The organism is Pseudomonas sp. PDM25, assembly GCF_019219045.1.
Classification (GTDB): Bacteria; Pseudomonadota; Gammaproteobacteria; order Pseudomonadales; family Pseudomonadaceae; genus Aquipseudomonas.
This window is the reverse complement of the sequence record NZ_JAHUWL010000012.1, coordinates 28338-48505: the sequence shown is the minus strand read 5'-3', so window position 1 is coordinate 48505 and position 20168 is coordinate 28338. Positions and strand designations below refer to the sequence as shown.

Here is a 20168-nt window from a genome sequence, read left to right as displayed (position 1 = left end):
CGTCATGCAGTTGATTGAACATTCCGACTCGCCGCGCTACATCCGCCTGCACGAGCGGGACAACGTAGTGATCGTGGTCAATGATCAAGGCGTGCCGGCCGGTACCGAGTTTCCGGACGGCCTGGTCACCGTGGATTTCGTGCCACAGAGCCACAAGGTCACCCTGGAAGACATTCCCGTGGGTGGCCAGGTGATTCGTTACGGACAGACCATCGGCTACGCGTTGCAGCCGATTCCGCGCGGCAGTTGGGTCAAGGAAGATCAACTGCGCATGCCCACCGCGCCACCGCTGGACAGCTTGCCGCTGTCCACCGAAGTGCCGGCGGCGCAGGCACCGCTGGAAGGCTTCACGTTCGAAGGTTATCGCAACGCCGACGGCACCGTCGGCACGCGCAATATTCTCGGGATTACCACGACGGTTCAGTGCGTCACTGGCGTTCTGGACCATGCGGTCAAACGCATCAAGGACGAGTTGCTGCCCAAGTATCCGCACGTCGATGACGTGGTCGCGCTGACTCACAGCTACGGCTGTGGTGTAGCGATTACCGCGACTGACGCGTACATCCCGATCCGTACCGTGCGCAACCTGGCGCGTAACCCGAACCTGGGTGGCGAAGCGTTGGTGGTCAGTCTGGGCTGCGAGAAACTGCAGGCCGGGCAGGTGATGCACGAGAACGACAGCTCGGTGGATTTGAGCGATCCGTGGTTGTACCGCTTGCAGGATTCCAGTCACGGTTTCACCGAGATGATCGAGCAGATCATGGCGTTGGCCGAGACCCGTTTGAAGAAGCTCGATCAACGTCGCCGAGAAACCGTGCCGGCGTCCGAGCTGATTCTGGGCATGCAGTGCGGCGGCAGCGATGCGTTTTCCGGGATCACCGCCAACCCGGCGCTGGGTTATGCCTCGGACCTGTTATTGCGGGCCGGTGCGACGGTGATGTTTTCCGAAGTCACCGAAGTGCGCGATGCGATTTACCTGCTGACTTCCCGTGCGGAAACCGAGGAAGTCGCTCAGGAACTGGTGCGCGAGATGGACTGGTACGACCGTTACCTGGCCAAGGGCGAAGCGGATCGCAGCGCCAACACCACGCCGGGCAACAAGAAGGGTGGGTTGTCGAACATTGTCGAGAAGTCGCTTGGGTCGATCGTCAAATCCGGCAGCAGCGCGATTAACGGGGTGCTGGGTCCTGGCGAGCGCTTCAAGCGCAAAGGCCTGATTTTCTGTGCGACCCCGGCCAGTGACTTTGTCTGCGGGACGTTGCAATTGGCGGCGGGGATGAACCTGCACGTGTTCACTACCGGGCGTGGTACGCCATATGGTTTGGCGATGGCACCGGTGGTGAAGGTGTCGACCCGAACCGAGCTGGCGCAGCGTTGGCCGGACCTGATCGACATCGATGCCGGGCGGATCGCGACCGGGCGGGCGTCGATTGAGGACCTTGGCTGGGAGTTGTTCCACTACTACCTGGATGTGGCCAGCGGCAAGAAGCAAACCTGGGCCGAGAAGCACAAGCTGCATAACGACATCACCTTGTTCAACCCTGCCCCCATCACCTGAGACCGCGTCGCCTGTTTCGCGAGCAAGCCCGCTCCCACAGTGATCTTCAGTGTTCACGCAATTTGTGCAACAAAGAAGATCCCCTGTGGGAGAGGGCTTGCTCGCGAAGACGGTCTACCAGACGCCGGGGGACTTGCTGGCTTATCATTAGCCCCCTAACGACGCTCACCCAAGGTTATCCCCGGCATGCTGGCTATCTTCCTCGAAACCCTGAACATCACCGCGCCGGTGTTTGCCATGCTGTTTCTGGGGGTGCTGCTCAAGCGCATCGACTGGATCAACGACAACTTCATCCACACTGCGTCGGCCCTGGTGTTTAACGTCACCATGCCGGCGTTGCTGTTTCTGGGCATCCTGCATGCCGACCTGCACGCCGCGTTGCAACCGGCGCTGCTGATCTACTTCTCGCTCGCCACTCTGGTGTGTTTCGCCATCGCCTGGGGCTGGGCGATCTGGAAGTGTCCGCGGGAGGACCGGGGGATTTACACCCAGGGCGCCTTTCGCGGCAATAACGGGGTGATTGGCCTCGCACTGGCTGCGAGCATGTACGGCGACTACGGGATTTCCCTCGGAGCGATTCTCGCGGCGTTGGTGATCCTGTTTTACAACACGCTCTCGACCATTGTGCTGGCGGTGTACAGCCCGGTAATCAAGTCCGACCCCTGGAGCATCTGCAAAAGCGTGATGGCCAATCCGCTGATCATCAGCGTGTTTGCCGCGGCGCCGTTTGCCTACTTCAAGATCAGCTTGCCAGGATGGCTGGAGACGTCCGGCCAATACCTGGCGCAAACCACCCTGCCGTTGGCGTTGATCTGCATCGGCGGCACGCTGTCGCTGGCGGCACTGCGTAAAAGCGGCAGCATGGCGCTCAGCTCAAGCCTGGTGAAGATGATCGGCCTGCCGGTTCTGGCGACGCTGGGTGCATGGCTCTGGGGCTTTCGTGGTGCGGAGTTGGGGATTTTGTTTCTGTACTTCGGCAGCCCGACCGCCGCGGCCAGTTTTGTCATGGCCCGTCAGGCCAATGGCAATCATGAACTGGCGGCGGCGATCATCGTGATCACCACGTTGATGGCGGCGGTCACCACCAACATCGGGATCTTCCTGTTGCAGTGGGGCGGGTGGATTTAGCCTCGGGTTTTGCGGTGGTTTATAGGGCCTCTTCGCGAGCAAGCCCGCTCCCACATTTGGAATGCATTCCCCTGTGGGAGCGGGCTTGCTCGCGAAAGCAATCTCACTGTCACTGCCAAAGCCAGGCTGTTACTCGGGCTTCTGATAAGTATCAATTACTTCCTGTGCCGCCCGAAACGCATCGATTGCCGCCGGCACACCGGCATACACCGCGCAATGCAGCAGCGCTTCACGAATCTCTTCCACGGTGCAGCCATTGTTCAGCGCACCACGTACGTGGCCTTTCAATTCCTGCGGGCACTTCAACGCGGTCAGCGCGGCGAGGGTGATCAGGCTACGGGTTTTCAATGGCAAACCTTCGCGGTTCCAGACGCCGCCCCAGGCGTGCTCGTTGACGAAATCCTGCAGCGGTTGAGTGAACTCGGTGGCATTGCCCAGCGCGCGGTCGACGAAGGCGTCGCCCATTACTTGGCGCCGGACTTCAACCCCAGGCTTTTTATCATCGGTCATGGCAATTCCTTATTGTGGTGTTGGCGACGCCAGGCGCGCAGCGACGTGAGCAGCAAAAACGCCATCAGCGCCGGCAGGACAAAAAACAGCATCAGGTGTTCAAGCTTGTCGGCCAGCGGCATGCCGGTGGTGAATGACACCACGTGCAGACCGTAAGCCAGATACAAACCCAAAAACAGCAGACCTTCGGCGCGGGTCACCCGGTAACCGGAATAGAACACCGGCAGGCACAACACCGCGACGCCGAGCATGACCGGCAAGTCGAAATCCAGGGCGTTGGGCGACACCGACAGCGGCGATGGCGCGACCAACGCGGTGAAGCCCAGCACGCCCAAGAGGTTGAACAGGTTGCTGCCAATCACGTTGCCCACGGCGATGTCGCGCTGACCGCGCAACGCGGCGATCAACGAGGTGGCCAGTTCCGGCAGGGATGTGCCGACAGCGACGATGGTCAAGCCGATGATCCGCTCCGACAACCCCAGATCAGTCGCGACCGAAACCGCCGCGCCCAACAGCAGGTGCCCGGCGTAGACCAGCATCGCCAAACCCACGACGATCATCAGCAGGCTGCTGATCCATGGTGCTTGCGGGACTTCGTGGGTCGTCGATTGCGGGCGGGTCGAGTGCCGCGACTGGCGCAGCAGCAGGCCCAGATACAGCGCCAGCGCCGCCAGCAGCATCACGCCATCGGTGCGGGTCAGTTCTTCGTTCCACGCCAATACGAACACCAACAGACTGGCGCCGATCATCAGCGGGATATCCAGGCGCACCAGTTGCCGTGAAACCCGCAGCGGGATGATCAGCGCCGAAAGCCCGAGGGTGACGAGGATGTTGAAGATGCCACTGCCGATCACGCTGCCGACGGCGATGTCGGCGTTCTGCGTCAGGGTTGCTTGCAGGCTGACCGCCATCTGCGGTGCGCTGCTGCCGAGGGCTACGATGGTCAAGCCGATAATCAGCGGTCGTACATGCAAGCGTGCGGCGAGGCGCACGGCGGCGCGCACCATCAGCTCGGCGCCGGCGATCAGCAACAGCAAGCCGCTGAGCAATTCAATCACGCTGATCAGGGGTAAATCGGCAAGTCCGAAAATGGTCGGCGCTCCATCGGTCAGTCGTCGAGGGCTTGCACGCGAACCCGTGCAGTGCCGCTTCTGAGCATACCCAGTTGTTCGGCGGCTTCGTGTGAAACATCAATCAGACGCCCACGGGTATGTGGCCCGCGATCGTTGATGCGAACCACACAGGACTTGTCGTTGTTCAGATTGGTGACCTTCACCCGCGTGCCAAAGGGCAACTGGCGATGGGCGGCGGTCAGGGAATTCTTGTTGAAACGCTCGCCACTGGCGGTGCGTTTACCTTGGTGTTTGGCGCCGTAATACGAGGCAACGCCGGTTTTGTCATAGCCGTGCGGATCGATGACATCGTTGCTGGCGCAACCGGCCAGCAGGGAGAGCAGGGCGCAGGCACTGAGGAAGCGTTTCATTCGAAGGTTTCCACATACAAATGTGGGAGCGGGCTTGCTCGCGAAGGGGGCATCACATCCAACATCAATGTTGACTGATACACCGCTTTCGCGAGCAAGCCCGCTCCCACAAGGGGTAGAGCCAGGCTTTAAAACTGGCTCCATTGCGATCAGCCTTCGAGCTTGCTTTTCAGCAGTTCGTTAACCTGTTGCGGGTTGGCCTTGCCTTTGGAAGCTTTCATGGCTTGGCCGACGAAGAAGCCGAACATCTTGCCGCGTTTGGCTTCGTCTGCCGCGCGGTACTGTTCAACCTGTTCGGCGTTGGCCGCGAGCATTTCGTCCAACACTGCCGAGATCGCACCGGTGTCGGTCACTTGCTTCAGGCCGCGCTTGTCGATGATCTCGTCCGCGCTGCCTTCGCCGTTGGCCATGGCTTCAAACACCACTTTGGCGATTTTGCCGGAGATGGTGTTGTCGGTGATGCGCAGCAGCATGCCGCCCAGTTGTTCGGCCGAGACCGGCGACTGATCGATGTCCAGGCCCTGTTTGTTCAACAGGCTGCCCAATTCAACCATCACCCAGTTGGCCGCCAGCTTGGCGTCGCCGCCAATGCTCACGACTTTCTCGAAGTAATCGGCTTGCTCGCGGCTGGTGGCCAGGACGCTGGCGTCGTAGACCGACAGACCGAACTGCGCCTGGAAGCGCTCGCGTTTCTGCGGTGGCAATTCCGGCAGGGTAGCGCGCACGTCGTCGAGGAACGAGTCTTCGATGACCACCGGCAGCAGGTCCGGATCGGGGAAGTAACGGTAGTCGTTGGCTTCCTCTTTGCTGCGCATCGGACGGGTTTCGTCCTTGTTCGGATCGTACAGACGGGTCTGCTGGATCACCCGGCCGCCGTCTTCGATCAGCTCGATCTGACGTTGCACTTCGGTGTTGATCGCCTTCTCGATGAAACGGAACGAGTTGACGTTCTTGATCTCGCAGCGAGTGCCGAATTCAACCTGGCCTTTCGGACGGATCGACACGTTGCAGTCGCAACGCAACGAGCCTTCGGCCATGTTGCCGTCGCAGATGCCGAGGTAACGCACCAGCGCGTGGACAGCCTTGACGTAAGCCACGGCTTCCTTGGCGCTGCGCATGTCCGGCTCGGACACGATTTCCAGCAGCGGCGTGCCGGCACGGTTCAGGTCGATGCCGGTGGCGCCGCTGAATTCTTCGTGCAGGCTTTTACCGGCGTCTTCTTCCAGGTGCGCGCGGGTGATGCCGACGCGCTTGACCGTGCCGTCTTCCAGCGCGATGTCCAGGTGGCCTTTGCCAACGATCGGCAATTCCATCTGGCTGATCTGGTAGCCCTTGGGCAGGTCCGGGTAGAAATAGTTTTTACGGGCGAACACGTTGTGCTGGCCGATCTCGGCATCAATCGCCAGACCGAACATTACCGCCATGCGCACCGCTTCCTGGTTCAGCACCGGCAATACGCCAGGCATACCGAGGTCAACCAGGCTGGCCTGGGTATTCGGCTCGGAACCGAATGTGGTGGAGCTACCGGAAAAGATTTTCGACCGGGTGGTGAGCTGGGTGTGAATCTCCAGCCCGATCACGACTTCCCATTGCATGTGTTTCTCCTCAGAAGCCGGTTGGGGTGCGGGTGTGCCAGTCAGTGTTCAACTGATACTGGTGCGCAACGTTGAGCAAACGGCCTTCCTGGAAATACGGAGCGAGCAATTGCACGCCGACCGGCAGACCATCGACAAAACCGGCTGGCATGGACAAGCCCGGCAGACCGGCGAGGTTGGCGGTGATGGTGTAGACGTCTTCCAGGTACGCAGCAACCGGGTCGCTGCTCTTGGCGCCAAGCTTCCAGGCCGGGTTTGGCGTGGTTGGGCCGAGGATGATGTCGACCTCATTAAAGGCTGCCATGAAGTCGTTCTTGATCAGGCGACGAATTTTCTGCGCCTTCAGGTAGTAGGCGTCGTAGTAACCGGCCGACAACGCGTAGGCACCGACCATGATCCGGCGCTGCACTTCCGGGCCGAAACCTTCGCCACGGGAACGCTTGTACAGGTCGATCAGGTTTTTCGGGTCTTCGCAGCGATAGCCGAAACGTACGCCATCGAAACGCGACAGGTTGGAAGACGCCTCTGCCGGGGCGATCACGTAGTACGCAGGGATCGCGTGCTGCATGTTCGGCAGGCTGATTTCCTTGACCACGGCACCGAGCTTTTCCAGCTCCTTGACGCTGTTGTGGATCAGCTCGGCAATGCGCGGGTCGAGACCGGCGCTGAAATATTCTTTAGGAACGCCGATGCGCAGGCCTTGCAGCGAACCGTTGAGGCCGGCGCTGTAATCCGGCACGGGCTCGTCGATGCTGGTGGAGTCTTGCGGGTCGAAACCGGCCATGCCTTGCAGCAGGATCGCGCAGTCTTCGGCTGTGCGGGCCAATGGGCCGCCCTGATCGAGACTGGATGCGTAGGCGATCATGCCCCAGCGCGAAACGCGACCGTACGTCGGTTTCAGGCCGGTCAGGTTGGTCAGCGCGGCGGGTTGACGGATCGAACCGCCGGTGTCGGTGCCCGTTGCCGCTGGCAACAGACGAGCGGCAACCGCAGCAGCCGAACCACCAGACGAGCCGCCGGGCACGTATTCCAGGTTCCACGGGTTTTTCACTGCGCCGTAGTAGCTCGACTCGTTGGCCGACCCCATGGCGAATTCGTCCATGTTGGTCTTGCCCAGGGTCACGGCCCCGGCAGCAGCCAGTTTGGCGACCACGGTGGCGTCGTACGGTGCTTTAAAGTTGTCGAGCATCTTCGAGCCGCAACTGGTGCGGATGCCTTGGGTGCAGAACAGGTCTTTGTGGGCGATCGGCGCACCGAGCAGGGCGCCGCTCTCACCATTGGCCCGGCGTGCGTCAGCGGCTTTCGCCTGCTGGAGCGCCAGGTCTTCGGTGAGGCTGATGAAACTGTTGAGCTGCGGATCGAGCTGGGCGATACGCGCCAGCAGGGTTTTGGTCAGCTCTTCGGAAGAAAACTTTTTATCGGCGAGACCGCGGGCGATCTCGGCCAGAGTCAATTGATGCATTGCAGGCTCTTTCCCTTTAGTCGATGACTTTCGGAACCAGGTACAGGCCGTTTTCGACCGCTGGTGCGATGGACTGATAGGCCTCGCGATGATTGGTCTCGGTCACGACGTCTGCGCGCAGGCGCTGGCTGGCTTCCAGTGGGTGGGCGAGCGGCTCGATACCGTCGGTATTGACCGCCTGCATTTCGTCGACCAGTCCCAGAATGCTGTTCAGGGCCGAAGTGATGTGTGGAAGATCGGCATCATTAAGGCCCAGACAGGCCAGATGAGCGATTTTTTCCACGTCGGAGCGTTCAAGCGTCATGGGATTCTCCAGTGGAAGGAAAACAGAACGGATGCTATCCGTGTGTTAGATTGTCGGAACACTACCGCATTTCTACGGTCATAAGGCCGCGATTGTGGGGGTTGGTGCACAGAAAAGCGGCCAATTTAACATATTGGCGCCTTGCCCAAAATCCCTGTCGTTGTTAGAGTTTGCCGCACTTTTTTACCCACGCGTTGCCTAGGGTCCTTTCCCCATGTTCAAGAAACTGCGTGGCATGTTTTCCAGCGATCTCTCCATTGACCTGGGCACTGCCAACACCCTTATTTACGTGCGCGAGCGCGGTATCGTCCTGAATGAGCCCTCGGTTGTGGCTATTCGGACACACGGTAACCAGAAAAGTGTCGTTGCTGTCGGCACCGAGGCCAAGCGCATGCTCGGCCGTACGCCGGGCAACATTGCTGCCATTCGTCCGATGAAGGATGGCGTGATCGCCGACTTCAGCGTTTGCGAAAAGATGCTGCAATACTTTATCAACAAGGTTCACGAAAACAGCTTCCTGCAGCCTAGTCCTCGTGTGTTGATCTGCGTTCCATGCAAATCCACCCAGGTTGAGCGTCGTGCCATCCGTGAGTCGGCCCTCGGTGCCGGTGCCCGTGAAGTGTTCCTGATCGAAGAGCCAATGGCGGCTGCGATCGGTGCCGGCCTGCCGGTTGAAGAAGCTCGCGGCTCGATGGTTGTCGATATCGGTGGTGGTACCACTGAAATCGCGCTGATCTCCCTGAACGGTGTGGTTTACGCTGAATCCGTGCGGGTTGGCGGCGACCGCTTCGACGAAGCGATCATCACTTACGTGCGTCGCAACTACGGCAGCCTGATCGGCGAATCCACTGCCGAGCGCATCAAGCAGGAAATCGGTACTGCCTACCCGGGCGGCGAAGTGCGTGAAGTCGACGTTCGTGGCCGTAACCTGGCCGAAGGCGTTCCGCGCGCATTCACCCTGAACTCCAATGAAGTGCTGGAAGCTCTGCAAGAGTCCCTGGCCACCATCGTTCAGGCTGTGAAAAGTGCACTGGAGCAATCGCCTCCGGAACTGGCTTCCGACATCGCCGAGCGTGGCCTGGTACTGACCGGTGGTGGCGCCTTGCTGCGTGACCTCGACAAGTTGCTGGCCCAGGAAACCGGTCTGCCGGTAATCGTTGCCGAAGACCCGCTGACCTGCGTTGCTCGCGGCGGTGGCCGTGCGTTGGAAATGATGGATAAACACACCATGGACCTGCTCTCCAGCGAGTGATCTCGCCGGTTGCATCTATGCTGTTGGCGCGCAGGCAGCACTTTGCAGTGCTGCCTGTTGGCGTTTATCTTCTGTCAGTCTGCATCCAGGCCGGTTTGATGCCGTATGAATAAAGAGAACATTTGCCTGGGAGGAGCGGCTTATTAAACCGCTTTTCACCAAAGGGCCTTCACTGGGCGTGCGCTTGTTGGTGCTGGTCGTGCTATCGGTCGCGCTGATGGTGGTCGATGCCCGCTTCACACTGCTCAAGCCAGTGCGTAGCCAAATGTCGCTGGTGCTGATGCAGTCTTACTGGATCACCGACCTGCCGCAGCGGCTATGGCAGGGTGTGGCCAGCCAATTTGGCAGCCGTACCGAGCTCGTCGCCGAAAACGAAAAACTCAAAACCGAGAACCTGCTGTTGCAGGGCCGCATGCAAAAGCTTGCCGCCCTCACCGAGCAGAACGTTCGGCTGCGCGAGTTGCTCAACTCCTCGGCGCTGGTCAACGAGAAAGTCGAAGTGGCCGAGCTGATAGGCATGGACCCCAATCCCTTCACCCACCGCATCATCATCAATAAAGGTGAGCGCGACGGTGTGATCCTCGGTCAGCCGGTGCTCGATGCCCGTGGCTTGATGGGCCAGGTGGTCGAGTTGATGCCGTATACCTCTCGTGTGCTGTTGTTGACCGACACCACTCACAGCATTCCGGTGCAGGTGAACCGCAACGGCCTGCGGGCGATTGCCAGCGGCACCGGCAACCCGGAACGCCTGGAGCTGCGTCACGTAGCCGATACCGCCGATATCAAGGAAGGCGATCTGCTGGTCAGCTCGGGTCTGGGGCAGCGGTTCCCGGCGGGTTACCCGGTAGCGACGGTCAAGGAAGTGATTCACGATTCCGGTCAGCCGTTCGCGATTGTGCGCGCCGTGCCGACCGCCGCCTTGAACCGCAGCCGTTACCTGTTGCTGGTGTTCACCGACGGCCGCACAGCCGAAGAGCGCGCCAACGAAGCTGCCCAGGCTCAAGAAGCCTTGGACCAGCACGGTGGTGGCCCGATCATTCCAGCGACAGTACCGAAAACAGGCATCGTCCCGGCTGCTGTTGCTGCACCCGTGACTCCGGTTGCACCGACGGTTGCCCCTGCTGCCACAACCCCGCCCAAGCCTGCGGTAACTCATCCTGCTGCTGCGAAACCTGCCGCCAGCAAGCCGCCCGCGGCGCAACCTGCTGCCGCTAAACCGCCGGCCACGCAACCTGCTGCCGTGAAGCCTGCTGCCAAGCCGCCTGTCTCTGCGCCGGCTACCACTGGGGGACGAGAATAATGGTTGGTGCTACTGCCTCCCGAAACGGCTGGATGGTCTGGCTGACATTCGCCATAGGCATGCTGCTCAGCGTTTCGCCGCTGCCACAATTCATGGAAATCCTGCGTCCACTGTGGCTGGCCTTGCTGCTGGCATTCTGGGCGTTAGCCATGCCGCAGCAAGTCGGGATGGTCACCGCGTGGTGCCTGGGCCTGGCCGAAGACGTGCTCTACGGCACGCTGCTGGGGCAGAACGCATTGATCCTGACGCTGATCACGTACCTGGTGCTGGCGCTGCAACAGCGTCTGCGCATGTTTCCGATGTGGCAACAGAGCCTGGTGATCCTGGTGATCTTTGGCCTCGCGCAGCTTGTTCAACTATGGCTCAGCGCCCTGACCGGCAATCGTCAGCCGACACTGGCGCTGGTCTTGCCGGCACTGGTCAGCGCATTGCTCTGGCCATGGATCAGCTACGGTTTGCGCGGCTTGCGTCGACGCTACAAAATCAATTAATTCGGTCAGGCATTTGCCCGCACCTCGACAGGGAGATGTCTTGATGAAACAGCTGTACCTCGCCTCAGGCTCGCCGCGTCGACGTGAACTGCTCACGCAGATCGGCGTGCCGTTCACCGCCATCAGCGCGGACATCGATGAAACCCCTTTAAACAATGAATCCCCGTCGGCCTATGTCGAACGCCTGGCGCGCGGCAAAGCCGAGGCCGGACGCGGCGCGGTCGTGTCCGACGCAGACTCTTGCGTGCTGGGTGCCGATACCGCCGTGGTGCTGGACGGGAAAATTCTCGGCAAGCCGGTGGACGAAGCCGAGGCGTGCGCCATGCTTATGATGTTGTCCGGGTGTGAACATGAAGTCCTGACGGCGATTGCGGTGCGAGACGGTGAGCGTTGCGAGTCTCGGGTGGTGCGCAGTCTGGTGCGCTTTCGCCACATCAGTCGCGAAGAAGCGGTGGCCTACTGGGCCAGCGGCGAGCCGCAGGACAAGGCCGGCGGCTATGGCATTCAAGGGCTCGGCGCGGTGTTTGTCGCCGGACTCAATGGCAGTTACTCGGCGGTGGTCGGGTTACCGCTGTGCGAAACCGCTGAGCTGCTCGGCCATTTCGGCATACCCTGTTGGCAAACCCTTAACGCGCGTTGAGCGTCGTACTGACAAGATGCGGCCATTATCGTGAACATGCCTGAACGAGACCCTGCCATGAGTGAAGAGATCCTGATCAACATCACGCCGATGGAATCGCGCGTGGCGGTGGTTGAAAACGGTGTTCTGCAAGAGGTCCACGTCGAGCGCACGCAAAAGCGCGGGATCGTCGGCAACATCTATAAAGGCAAGGTCGTGCGGGTATTGCCCGGCATGCAGGCGGCCTTCGTCGACATCGGTCTGGACCGCGCCGCGTTCATTCATGCCTCGGAAATCTCCCTGCGCGAAGGCCCGGCGGTCGAGAGCATCAGCGCGCTGGTTCACGAAGGTCAGAGCCTGGTGGTGCAAGTCACCAAGGACCCGATCGGCTCAAAAGGCGCACGCCTGACGACTCAGTTGTCGATTCCATCGCGTTATCTGGTGTACATGCCGCGCACCGCACACGTTGGCATTTCGTTGAAGATCGAAGACGAAGCCGAGCGCGAACGTCTCAAACAAGTGGTCACTGATTGCGTGGCCAAAGAAGGCATTCAAGAGGCGGGTGGCTTCATCCTGCGTACCGCTGCCGAAGGTGCCGGTGCCGATGAAATCCTCATGGACATTCGCTACCTGCGTCGTCTCTGGGATCAGATCAACGAGCAGATCAAAACCATCAGCGCGCCGAGTGTGATCTACGAAGACCTCGGCCTGGCACTGCGCACCTTGCGGGACCTGGTGAGCCCGAAGATCGAGAAGATCCGGATCGACTCCCGGGAAACCTTCCAGAAAACCACGCAGTTCGTCGCCGAGCTGATGCCGGAAATCGCCGATCGTCTTGAGCATTACCCGGGCGAGCGGCCTATCTTCGATCTGTACGGCGTCGAAGACGAAATCCAGAAAGCCCTGGAACGTAAAGTCCCGCTGAAATCCGGCGGTTACCTGGTGGTCGATCCGGCGGAAGCCATGAGCACCATCGACGTCAACACCGGGGCGTTCGTCGGTCATCGCAACCTCGAAGAAACCATTTTCAAGACCAACCTCGAAGCCGCGACCGCCATTGCTCGCCAGCTGCGCCTGCGCAACCTGGGCGGGATCATCATCATCGACTTCATCGACATGGAAGATGAAGAGCACCAGCGTCAGGTGCTGCGCACGCTCGAGAAGCAACTGGAGCGCGATCACGCCAAGACCAATATCATCGGCATCACCGAATTGGGCCTGGTGCAGATGACTCGCAAGCGCACCCGCGAAAGTCTTGAACAAGTACTGTGCGAACCGTGCAGCAGCTGTCAGGGGCGCGGCAAGCTCAAGACGCCGGAAACCGTTTGCTACGAGATTTTCCGCGAAATCCTCCGAGAAGCTCGCGCCTATCAGGCCGAAGGCTATCGTGTATTGGCAAACCAGAAAGTGGTCGACCGATTGCTCGATGAAGAATCGGGCAACGTCGCCGAGCTCGAAGGTTTTATCGGACGCACCATCCGATTCCAGGTGGAAACCATGTATTCCCAGGAACAATACGACGTGGTGCTGCTCTGAATCGGTATGTTTCAACCCTGTTAGAACGGCTGGCCTCAGCTTTTTGCAGTATTTTTGCCATGGGAGCCAACTGACATGGAACGTCTGACACGCATTTTGGCCGCACTGACCCGCTGGGGGCTGGGGCTGTGTGCGTTGGTGTTGGTGTTGTTGGCGTTATACGTCAGCCTCGGCCGAGAGCTGACCCCGCTGGTAGCCGAGTACCGTGCCGAAGTCGAAGCCAAAGCCAGTGCTGCCTTGGGTATGCCGCTGAATATCGGTGAACTGGAAGGTAACTGGAGCGGATTTGCTCCAATCATGCTGGCTCACGACGTGATGGTCGGCGAGGGCGCCAATGCCTTGCGTCTGGATCAGGTGCGCGCAGTGCCGGATCTTTGGGCCAGTCTGATGGCGCGTGAAGTGCGCATCGCTCACCTGGAACTCAGCGGCCTGAAGATCAGCCTCAAGGAGAGCGAGGACGGCCATTGGGCGCTGGAAGGTTTGCCGGTGCAGCAGGATCAGCCGCTGGATCCTGAGCAATTGCTCAATCGCATGCAGATGGTTCAGCAACTGTCGGTACTCGATAGCCAAGTCACTTTGCAGCCACTGCAAGAGCAGCCGCTGACCCTGACTTACGTCGGCTTGAATCTGAAAACCGGGGCCTCCCGTCAGCGACTCGACGCCCGTTTGACCCTGCCCGATGGACAACCGGTGGCCCTCAGTCTGCGTACCCGCCTGCGTGCCAGCGAATGGAAAGACGGCGAGGCTGAAGCTTATTTGAGCCTGCCGCAAAGCGACTGGTCGAAATGGTTGCCTGAGCGCCTGACCCAACAATGGAATTTTTCCGAGCTCAAGGCTGGCGGCGAGCTGTGGGTGAACTGGAACAAGGGCGACCTGCAGAGTGCTGCGATTCGCTTGAACGCGCCGCAACTCAAGGGTGCGTACGCCGAGCGCAAGCCGATCCAGATCAACAATCTGGCGCTCAATGGCTATTTCCAGCGCAGTTCCGAAGGCGCCCTGATCACCCTGGATTCGCTGGCCATGAGCCTTGGCGAGACCCGCTGGGAATCGCATCTGCAACTCAAACAAAACGCGGCGACCGACAAGACTGAAGAGCTTTGGCATCTGCAAGCCGACCGTCTCGACCTCACCCCGATCACCCCGATACTGAATGCCTTGGGGCCGCTGCCCGAAGGCGTTGCTACGGCCGTCGATCGACTCAAAGTGACCGGTGGCCTGCGCAATGTGCTGATCGATTTCCGGCCTAATGCCACCGACGACAGCAAGTTCAGCTTTGCCGCCAATCTGGATCGGGTCGGCTTCGATGCCTATCACGGCGCTCCGGCGGCGCGAAATGTCAGTGGCAGCATCAGCGGTGATCTGGGCGGTGGTGAGCTGCGCATGGACAGCAAGGATTTTTCCCTGCACCTGGACCCGATCTTCGCCAAGCCATGGCAGTACATTCAGGCCAATGCCCGGCTGACCTGGAAACTCGATAAAGAAGCCTTCACTTTGATCGCGCCGTACCTGAAGGTGCTGGGCGAGGAGGGCAAGATTGCTGGCGACTTCCTGATCCGACTGCATTTCGACCACACCCAGGAAGACTACATGGACCTACGGGTCGGTCTGGTGGACGGCGACGGTCGTTACACCGCCAAGTATTTGCCGACAATGCTCAGCCCGGGGCTGGACGAGTGGCTGCGTACGGCGATTCTCAAAGGTGCGGTGGACGAAGGCTTCTTCCAGTACCAGGGTTCGCTGAACCATGGGGCCGACGAGACAGCCCGCAGCATCAGCCTGTTCTTCAAGGTTCACGATGCCGAACTGGCCTTCCAGCCAGGCTGGCCACATGTCAGTAATGTCACCGGTGACGTGTTTGTTGAAGACAGCGGTGTACGGATCCTGGCCAGCAAGGGTCAACTGCTCAATACCCAGGTCAGCGACATTTACGTCAATATTCCCCATGTGCCAGCGGGGCAAAGCGTCCATCTGTTCCTTGACGGCGGATTCGCCGGCGGGTTGGGCGATGGCCTGAAGATTCTCCAGGAAGCGCCGATCGGCACCGCCGCCACCTTTGCCGATTGGGAAGGCGAGGGCGATCTGCGGGGCAAACTGAAACTGGACATTCCATTGGTCAAAGGCGAGCAGCCCAAGATCCTCGTCGACTTCAATACCGCCAAGGCTCGTCTGAAACTGGCCGAGCCAACGCTGGAGCTGACTCAGCTCAAGGGCGATTTCCGTTTCGACAGCACCAAGGGGTTGAGCGGGCAAAACATCACCGCGCGCGCCTTTGATAAACCGGTTACCGCACAGATTTTCGCCGATGGCGGCCCCGGCAACCTCAAGACTCGCGTCGTCGGCTCCGGCCTGGTCGAGGTCAAGAAACTGACTGACTGGCTGAATGTTACTCAGCCGTTGCCAGTGTCCGGTGTGATCCCTTATCAGCTGCAACTGAACCTTTATGGGGCCGACAGTCAATTGATGGTCAGCTCCAACCTCAAGGGTGTAGCAATCGATTTGCCGGCACCGTTCGGCATGGCGGCCGACGTTGGCCGCGACACCACGTTCCGCATGACCCTGCAGGGGTCCGAGCGGCGCTACTGGGTCAACTACGGTGAGCTGGCGAACTTCACGTTTGCGGCGCCACCCGGTAACTTTGCCGACGGTCGTGGCGAGTTGTTCCTGGGGGGCGGCAATGCCGTGCTACCCGGTGCCAAAGGCCTGCGGGTACGCGGTGTGCTGTCGGAACTGGATGTCGGCCCCTGGAAGGACCTGGTAGACAAGTACGCCGGCCAGGATCCGGGCGGCAACGCCAAGCAGTTGCTCAGCAGCGCGGACCTCCAGGTCGGCAAACTCAGCGGTGTCGGCACCACGCTCGATCAGGCCTCGGTGCAGTTGAACCGCAAGCCTGCTGCATGGGCCTTGCAACTCGACAGTCAGCAGGTCAAGGGCAATGCCAGCATCCCCGATGCGAAAGCCGCTCCGATTGCGATCAATCTGCAATACGTGCGTTTGCCGGCGCCAGACCCGACGGTCCTGGCCGACGAAAACTCGCCGGATCCGCTGGCCTCGGTGGATCCGACGAAGATCCCGGCACTGGATATCACCATCAATCAGCTGTTCCAGGGCAAGGACCTCGTCGGGGCCTGGTATCTGAAAGTCCGTCCGACCGCCAAGGGCATTGCGCTTAATATGCTGGATCTGGGCCTCAAGGGCATTCTCCTGCAGGGCAACGGCGGTTGGGAAGGTGTGCCCGGTTCCAGCAGCAGTTGGTACAAGGGCCGGATCAGCGGCAAGAATCTCGCCGATGTACTGAAGGGCTGGGGCTTTGCGCCGAGTGTCACCAGTGAAAATTTTCATATGGATGTCGATGGTCGCTGGCCGGGTTCTCCGGCCTGGCTGGCCAGCAAGCGGTTCTCCGGCACCCTCGATGCGTCGCTCAATAAAGGCCAGTTTGTTGAAGTCGAGGGCAGCGCCCAGGCCCTGCGGGTATTTGGCCTGCTCAACTTCAACTCCATCGGTCGCCGTCTGCGTCTGGACTTCTCTGACTTGTTTGGCAAAGGCCTGAGTTATGACCGGGTCAAGGGTTTGTTGGTCGCGACCAACGGCGTTTACGTGACCAAGGAGCCGATCCAGATGACCGGCCCGTCGAGCAATGTTGAGCTCAACGGCACTCTGAACCTGGTGGGTGACCAGATCGATGCCAAGTTGCTGGTGACGTTGCCTGTGACCAACAACCTGCCGATTGCCGCGCTGATCGTCGGTGCTCCGGCTATTGGCGGCGCGCTGTTCCTGATCGATAAGCTGATCGGTGACCGTGTGGCGCGTTACGCCAGCGTCCAATACACCGTCAAGGGGCCGTGGAAAGAGCCGAAAATCACCTTCGACAAGCCTTTTTGACAACGCCACGCCTCAGGCCGATGGAGTAGCATGGCCGTAAGTCCCCTGTATATGTTGATTCCAGATCAGGAAAAGGCCATGTCTTTTGCGGTAATTCAAATGGTCAGCCAGAGCGATGTACTGGTCAATCTGGCCCAGGCCCGCCGGCTGCTTGAGCAAGCGGCAGCCCGTGGCGCGCAGCTGGCTGTGCTTCCAGAAAACTTCGCCGCCATGGGCCGTCGCGACATCGCCGACATCGGTCGCGCCGAGGCGTTGGGCGAAGGTCCGATCCTGCCATGGTTGAAACAGACCGCCCGCGACCTCAAGTTATGGATAGTGGCCGGCACGTTGCCGTTGCCACCGGTGGATCAGCCGACGGCGAAAGTGCATGCCTGCTCGCTGCTGGTGGATGACCACGGCGAAACCGTTGCACGGTATGACAAGTTGCACCTCTTCGACGTCGATGTGGCGGACAATCGCGGGCGTTATCGCGAATCCGATGACTATGCTTATGGCAGTGGGGTCGTTGTGGCGGACACGCCCGTCGGTCGAGTCGGATTGACGGTGTGTTACGACCTGCGCTTCCCGGAGCTGTACAGTGAATTACGCGCTGCCGGTGCCGAGTTGATTACCGCGCCGTCGGCCTTTACCGCGGTGACCGGTGCGGCGCATTGGGAGGTGTTGATTCGCGCGCGGGCCATCGAAACCCAATGTTATGTGCTCGCGGCTGCCCAGGGTGGGACGCATCCGGGGCCGCGAGAAACCTTTGGCCATGCCGCGATTATCGACCCGTGGGGACGTGTGCTGGCGCAACAGGATCAAGGCGAGGCCGTGCTGCTGGCCGAACGCGATAGCAGCGAACAGGCGTCCATCAGGGCGCGGATGCCGGTGTCCAGTCACCGGCGCTTTTTCTCGCAGGGCGCACAGCGACCTGCCTCAGAACGATGAATTTAAGGCGTAAAGCATATGAGCGAGTTGTTGTCCTCAGTCAGTGAACACCTCCTGGCGCCCGGCGGCGTAACAATCGAGAGCCTGCAAGGTGTGCTCGGCGATCTGGCCGGCCCGGGCATCGATGCCGCCGACCTGTATTTCCAGGGGCAGATTTCCGAGTCCTGGGCGCTGGAGGACGGGATCGTCAAGGAAGGCAGCTTCAATCTCGACCAAGGTGTGGGCGTGCGAGCGCAATCGGGTGAGAAAACCGGTTTTGCCTACAGCAATGCCATTACCCTTGAAGCCCTCGGCGCCGCGGCCCGCGCTGCACGCTCGATCTCCCGCGCTGGTCAGAACGGCACGGTGCAAGCCTTCACGACGCAGGATGTCGCACAGTTGTACGGGCCGGACAACCCGTTGGAAGTGATGACCCGTGCCGAGAAGGTCGAACTGCTCAAGCGTATCGACGTCGCGACTCGCGCCCTCGACCCGCGTATTCAGCAAGTCACCGTGAGCATGGCCGGCGTCTGGGAACGAATCCTTGTGGCCTCCACTGACGGCGGCCTGGCCGCCGATGTACGGCCGCTGGTACGTTTTAACGTCAGCGTGATCGTCGAGCAGAATGGTCGCCGTGAACGCGGCGGTCATGGCGGTGGCGGTCGTACCGATTACCGTTATTTCCTCAGCGATGACCGCGCCATGAGCTACGCCCGTGAGGCGCTGCGTCAGGCGTTGGTGAATCTGGAAGCCATTCCTGCGCCGGCCGGTACGTTGCCGGTGGTATTGGGTTCCGGCTGGTCCGGCGTGCTGCTGCACGAAGCGGTCGGCCACGGTCTGGAAGGCGACTTCAACCGCAAGGGCAGTTCGGCCTACAGCGGGCGCATGGGCGAGATGGTTGCGTCCAAACTTTGCACCATCGTCGATGATGGCACGCTGGCCGGTCGTCGCGGTTCCCTGAGCGTCGATGATGAAGGCACCCCGACCGAGTGCACGACACTGATCGAAAACGGCGTACTCAAAGGCTACATGCAGGACAAACTCAACGCCCGTCTGATGGGCGTGGCCCGTACCGGTAACGGTCGTCGCGAATCCTACGCGCACCTGCCAATGCCGCGCATGACCAACACCTACATGCTGGCGGGCGAAAGCGATCCGGCAGAAATCATCGCCTCGGTGAAACGCGGCATCTACTGCGCCAACCTCGGCGGCGGTCAGGTGGACATCACCAGTGGCAAGTTCGTGTTCTCCACCAGCGAGGCGTACCTGATCGAAGACGGCAAGATTACGGCCCCGGTCAAAGGCGCGACGTTGATCGGCAATGGCCCTGAAGCCATGAGCAAGGTGTCGATGGTCGGTAACGATCTGGCGCTGGACAGCGGCGTGGGGACGTGTGGCAAGGATGGGCAGTCGGTGCCGGTGGGTGTCGGCCAGCCAACGCTGAAAATCGATGCGATCACTGTGGGTGGCACAGGATCTTGAGGGATGGAGCTTCGGGTGAACCGCGTAGCGACTCACCCGATTCGAGATTTAACGCAAACCGCGTTGAGTCTCGTCCAGCTCACGGATGTACTTGAAGATTTTACGGCTCGATGCCGGTGGCTTGTTGGTCGCCAGTTCGTGCTGGGCCTGACGGATCAGGGAGCGCAATTGTTGACGATCAGCCTCCGGGAAGTCGACCACGAACTTCTCCAGGACCGCATCGTCGCCCGCGATCAAGCGATCGCGCCAGCGTTCCAGGCCATGGAAACGTTCGTTGTACTGCCGAGTGGAGGCATCGAGTTGATCGAGCAGCGTCAGAATGGCGTCAGTGTCCTGATCGCGCATCAGTTTGCCGATGAAGCCAAGGTGCCGTTTACGCGCGATATTCGCGGTGTGCTTGGGCGCATCAGCCAGTGCCCGGCGCATAGCGTCGGTCAACGGCAGTTTTGCCAGCAAGTCAGGCTTGAGCGTTGTAAGGCGCTCGCCGAGGTCAACCAGAGCATGAAGCTCGCGTTTAACCTGGGATTTGCTTTTTTCTCCCGTATCGAGGGAGTCGTCGTAAGAATCAACCATGGTGGCCGTCCGCAAAGAAACGCCGCCATGATAACCAGTCGGGGGCCGCTTGTCCGGCCCGGTCGCTCGAAGGCCCTAGCCGAAAGCAGA

Annotated in this window: 17 protein-coding genes; 10 read left to right on the top strand and 7 right to left on the bottom strand. The window is 60.4% G+C overall.

Annotation, left to right across the window (positions count from 1 at the left end):
• Positions 1 to 4 precede the first annotated feature (4 nt).
• Complete coding sequence (gene garD / locus KW848_RS22035) at positions 5 to 1558, top strand: galactarate dehydratase (protein WP_192410148.1); 1554 nt, start codon at positions 5 to 7, stop codon at positions 1556 to 1558.
• Between the two features lie 186 nt (positions 1559 to 1744).
• Positions 1745 to 2686 carry an AEC family transporter gene (locus KW848_RS22030; protein WP_218538037.1) on the top strand — a complete coding sequence of 314 codons (942 nt, stop codon included), beginning with the start codon at positions 1745 to 1747 and terminating at the stop codon, positions 2684 to 2686.
• A gap of 129 nt (positions 2687 to 2815) precedes the next feature.
• Here KW848_RS22030 and KW848_RS22025 read toward each other — a convergent pair whose 3' ends face one another.
• The 6 genes from KW848_RS22025 to gatC all read right to left on the bottom strand — a co-directional run bounded on the left by KW848_RS22025 (position 2816) and on the right by gatC (position 8040).
• Positions 2816 to 3196: a carboxymuconolactone decarboxylase family protein gene (locus KW848_RS22025; protein WP_008148900.1), complete on the bottom strand. Its 381-nt coding sequence runs from the start codon at positions 3194 to 3196 to the stop codon at positions 2816 to 2818.
• The gene (locus KW848_RS22020; protein WP_111450417.1) at positions 3193 to 4254 is read right to left on the bottom strand and encodes a calcium/sodium antiporter; all 1062 of its coding nucleotides are present in this window, start codon (positions 4252 to 4254) and stop codon (positions 3193 to 3195) included. The genes KW848_RS22025 and KW848_RS22020 overlap by 4 nt, the downstream gene beginning before the upstream one ends.
• Positions 4255 to 4304: 50 nt before the next feature.
• Positions 4305 to 4679: a septal ring lytic transglycosylase RlpA family protein gene (locus KW848_RS22015; protein ID WP_192410150.1), complete on the bottom strand. Its 375-nt coding sequence runs from the start codon at positions 4677 to 4679 to the stop codon at positions 4305 to 4307.
• 149 nt (positions 4680 to 4828) lie between these two features.
• Positions 4829 to 6274, bottom strand: coding sequence for an Asp-tRNA(Asn)/Glu-tRNA(Gln) amidotransferase subunit GatB (gene gatB, locus KW848_RS22010; protein WP_111450415.1), 1446 nt, complete (start codon positions 6272 to 6274; stop codon positions 4829 to 4831).
• Positions 6275 to 6284: 10 nt separating this feature from the next.
• Complete coding sequence (gatA, locus tag KW848_RS22005) at positions 6285 to 7736, bottom strand: Asp-tRNA(Asn)/Glu-tRNA(Gln) amidotransferase subunit GatA (RefSeq protein ID WP_111450414.1); 1452 nt, start codon at positions 7734 to 7736, stop codon at positions 6285 to 6287.
• A 16-nt stretch (positions 7737 to 7752) separates the two neighbouring features.
• Complete coding sequence (gene gatC, locus KW848_RS22000) at positions 7753 to 8040, bottom strand: Asp-tRNA(Asn)/Glu-tRNA(Gln) amidotransferase subunit GatC (RefSeq protein WP_008026876.1); 288 nt, start codon at positions 8038 to 8040, stop codon at positions 7753 to 7755.
• Positions 8041 to 8254: 214 nt separating this feature from the next.
• On the opposite strand from gatC, the gene mreB reads away from it, so the two are divergent.
• The 8 genes from mreB to tldD all read left to right on the top strand — a co-directional run bounded on the left by mreB (position 8255) and on the right by tldD (position 19505).
• Positions 8255 to 9292, top strand: a complete 1038-nt coding sequence (mreB, locus tag KW848_RS21995) for a rod shape-determining protein MreB (protein ID WP_002555108.1) — start codon at positions 8255 to 8257, stop codon at positions 9290 to 9292.
• Positions 9293 to 9434: 142 nt separating this feature from the next.
• On the top strand, positions 9435 to 10592 hold the full coding sequence (gene mreC / locus KW848_RS21990; RefSeq protein ID WP_192410374.1) for a rod shape-determining protein MreC: 1158 nt from the start codon (positions 9435 to 9437) through the stop codon (positions 10590 to 10592).
• Complete coding sequence (mreD, locus tag KW848_RS21985) at positions 10592 to 11083, top strand: rod shape-determining protein MreD (protein ID WP_111450412.1); 492 nt, start codon at positions 10592 to 10594, stop codon at positions 11081 to 11083. The genes mreC and mreD overlap by 1 nt, the downstream gene beginning before the upstream one ends.
• A 43-nt stretch (positions 11084 to 11126) precedes the next feature.
• A complete protein-coding gene (locus KW848_RS21980; RefSeq protein WP_218538036.1) occupies positions 11127 to 11723 on the top strand; it encodes a nucleoside triphosphate pyrophosphatase in 597 nt (198 codons plus the stop codon).
• Between the two features lie 57 nt (positions 11724 to 11780).
• Complete coding sequence (gene rng / locus KW848_RS21975) at positions 11781 to 13238, top strand: ribonuclease G (protein WP_033058026.1); 1458 nt, start codon at positions 11781 to 11783, stop codon at positions 13236 to 13238.
• A 75-nt stretch (positions 13239 to 13313) separates the two neighbouring features.
• On the top strand, positions 13314 to 17117 hold the full coding sequence (locus KW848_RS21970; protein ID WP_218538035.1) for a YhdP family protein: 3804 nt from the start codon (positions 13314 to 13316) through the stop codon (positions 17115 to 17117).
• A 78-nt stretch (positions 17118 to 17195) separates the two neighbouring features.
• Positions 17196 to 18044, top strand: coding sequence for a carbon-nitrogen hydrolase family protein (locus tag KW848_RS21965; RefSeq protein WP_218538034.1), 849 nt, complete (start codon positions 17196 to 17198; stop codon positions 18042 to 18044).
• Positions 18045 to 18062: 18 nt separating this feature from the next.
• Positions 18063 to 19505: a metalloprotease TldD gene (gene tldD, locus KW848_RS21960; protein ID WP_008148876.1), complete on the top strand. Its 1443-nt coding sequence runs from the start codon at positions 18063 to 18065 to the stop codon at positions 19503 to 19505.
• A gap of 48 nt (positions 19506 to 19553) precedes the next feature.
• On the opposite strand, the gene yjgA is transcribed toward tldD, so the two are convergent.
• Positions 19554 to 20078 carry a ribosome biogenesis factor YjgA gene (gene yjgA, locus KW848_RS21955; protein WP_192410153.1) on the bottom strand — a complete coding sequence of 175 codons (525 nt, stop codon included), beginning with the start codon at positions 20076 to 20078 and terminating at the stop codon, positions 19554 to 19556.
• Positions 20079 to 20168: the final 90 nt, after the last annotated feature.

What these genes read in the sequence shown, in the direction of transcription:
- gatC (WP_008026876.1), bottom strand. Translation starts at nt 8,040, where the DNA reads ATGACGCTTGAACGCTCCGACGTGGAAAAAATCGCTCATCTGGCCTGT.
- yjgA (WP_192410153.1), bottom strand. Translation starts at nt 20,078, where the DNA reads ATGGTTGATTCTTACGACGACTCCCTCGATACGGGAGAAAAAAGCAAA.
- KW848_RS21980 (WP_218538036.1), top strand. Translation starts at nt 11,127, where the DNA reads ATGAAACAGCTGTACCTCGCCTCAGGCTCGCCGCGTCGACGTGAACTG.
- mreD (WP_111450412.1), top strand. Translation starts at nt 10,592, where the DNA reads ATGGTTGGTGCTACTGCCTCCCGAAACGGCTGGATGGTCTGGCTGACA.
- garD (WP_192410148.1), top strand. Translation starts at nt 5, where the DNA reads ATGCAGTTGATTGAACATTCCGACTCGCCGCGCTACATCCGCCTGCAC.
- gatB (WP_111450415.1), bottom strand. Translation starts at nt 6,274, where the DNA reads ATGCAATGGGAAGTCGTGATCGGGCTGGAGATTCACACCCAGCTCACC.
- KW848_RS22015 (WP_192410150.1), bottom strand. Translation starts at nt 4,679, where the DNA reads ATGAAACGCTTCCTCAGTGCCTGCGCCCTGCTCTCCCTGCTGGCCGGT.
- KW848_RS21970 (WP_218538035.1), top strand. Translation starts at nt 13,314, where the DNA reads ATGGAACGTCTGACACGCATTTTGGCCGCACTGACCCGCTGGGGGCTG.
- KW848_RS22030 (WP_218538037.1), top strand. Translation starts at nt 1,745, where the DNA reads ATGCTGGCTATCTTCCTCGAAACCCTGAACATCACCGCGCCGGTGTTT.
- KW848_RS21965 (WP_218538034.1), top strand. Translation starts at nt 17,196, where the DNA reads ATGTCTTTTGCGGTAATTCAAATGGTCAGCCAGAGCGATGTACTGGTC.
- mreB (WP_002555108.1), top strand. Translation starts at nt 8,255, where the DNA reads ATGTTCAAGAAACTGCGTGGCATGTTTTCCAGCGATCTCTCCATTGAC.
- gatA (WP_111450414.1), bottom strand. Translation starts at nt 7,736, where the DNA reads ATGCATCAATTGACTCTGGCCGAGATCGCCCGCGGTCTCGCCGATAAA.
- rng (WP_033058026.1), top strand. Translation starts at nt 11,781, where the DNA reads ATGAGTGAAGAGATCCTGATCAACATCACGCCGATGGAATCGCGCGTG.
- tldD (WP_008148876.1), top strand. Translation starts at nt 18,063, where the DNA reads ATGAGCGAGTTGTTGTCCTCAGTCAGTGAACACCTCCTGGCGCCCGGC.
- KW848_RS22025 (WP_008148900.1), bottom strand. Translation starts at nt 3,196, where the DNA reads ATGACCGATGATAAAAAGCCTGGGGTTGAAGTCCGGCGCCAAGTAATG.